The organism is Streptomyces sp. E2N166, assembly GCF_003671715.1.
Lineage (GTDB): Bacteria > Actinomycetota > Actinomycetes > Streptomycetales > Streptomycetaceae > Streptomyces > Streptomyces thinghirensis.
In genome coordinates this window covers 24,841-26,188 of record NZ_RAIF01000018.1, presented here as the reverse complement: position 1 = coordinate 26,188, position 1,348 = coordinate 24,841, and the positions used below count along the sequence as shown (strand labels likewise).

General features: G+C 74.3%; 1 protein-coding gene and 1 pseudogene. One reads left to right on the top strand and one right to left on the bottom strand.

The genetic code is table 11. The features are described from left to right. Window positions 1-306 precede the first annotated feature (306 nt). A complete protein-coding gene (locus tag EBH09_RS14375) occupies window positions 307-1,071 on the bottom strand; it encodes a TIGR03089 family protein (protein ID WP_121747417.1) in 765 nt (254 codons plus the stop codon). Here EBH09_RS14375 and EBH09_RS38915 point away from each other — a divergent pair. Next, window positions 1,052-1,348 (top strand): annotated as a pseudogene (locus tag EBH09_RS38915) (N-acetylmuramoyl-L-alanine amidase); the annotation flags it as partial. The gene EBH09_RS14375 and the pseudogene EBH09_RS38915 sit on opposite strands and share 20 nt — an antisense overlap.

Sequence of the window (1,348 nt, the reverse complement as noted above, 5' to 3'; positions counted from 1 at the left end):
TCGCTCACGTCTCCCTCCGTCCCGCACACGTGCGCTCCTACGACCATGACCCGAGCGAGCGCCGGAGGCGGAACGGGACTGAGCCGAACGGGGCACGGGGCCGCGCCGACCCCTACGGGCGGGCCCCGCGCTGTCGCCGTCACGGGCGCGGGCTTGCTCCGGCGCCGTCTCGGGCGTGGGCTTGCTCCGGCGCCGTCACGGGCGTGGCCGCCCCGGCGTCCACGGGCACTCCCGGCACACAGTCCGCCGGGCCGCTTCGATCCGCCGCCTCACCCAACGCCGAGTCACCACCCCCCGGCAGACACCTCACCGCGCCGTCGCGGAGACCTTCTCCGACTCGATGCGCTGGTCCACGACCCCCGCGTCCGCCAGCTCCAGATGCCGGCACAGCACCACCGACCCCCCGCTGGCCAACGGCCCGTACAGCCCCGCGCTCAGCCCCGCCCAGGTGTCGTACGGCAATCCCGACAGAATCCGCGCCCCCGGCCCCGTGAGCCCGAGGCCCGACGCCTCCGCCCGAGCCCGTTCCACGACCTCCGCCCCGCTGAACTCCCGCCCGGCCACGATCAGCGCGGGCTCCTCCGGATCCACCGGCGCGTAGGGCACGAACCGGTCGCCCTGCCCCGGCACCTCCACCGCGTAATCGGCGAAGCCATCCGGCGCGCGCGGCACGAAGCGCCCCCCGAGCGGCCGCAGGGCCAGCGCCATCCGCGCCCCCGAGCACGCCCGCGCCGCCTCCAGCGACTCCGGTTCCGGCCCGCTCACGACCACGTCGGCCGCCGCCGGATCCCCCGCCACGTCGGCGATGACACCCACCGACGCGCACGCCAGCAGCCACACGGCCGTCTGCCAGTGCGCGGGCAGCAGCAGCGCGACCCGGTCGCCGGGTTCTACGGACAGTTCGTCCTGGAGCAGATTCGCGGTCTTGGCCACCCAATTGGCGAAGGTGGCCACGGACAGTTCGACGCGTTCGCCGGTGGCGTCGTCGTAGAAGGTCACCAGGGGGCGTCCCGGGTCCGCGGCGAGCGCGGAACTCAGCAGGTCGGCAGGGGTGCGGTCGGTCGCGTTCACCCGCGCAAGCGTACGCGGGCCCACGGGCGGACACCGAGCGTACGGCGTACCGCACCGCCACCGGTTCGGACGAAATCGCCCTACAGCCCGTCAGATCACGGATGGACAGATTTGTACGACGATGTCCACGATCAGGGGCATGCGTGGATTCCTTGCTTCCTCGATCGGTGTCACGTGCGCGGCCGCCCTGGCCCTTCCGTTCGCCCCGCCCGCGGCGGCGGCAGCCCCCTCCGCCGCTCCGCCCACGAGCGGAGGAACGGCGCAGTCCGAGGCGTAC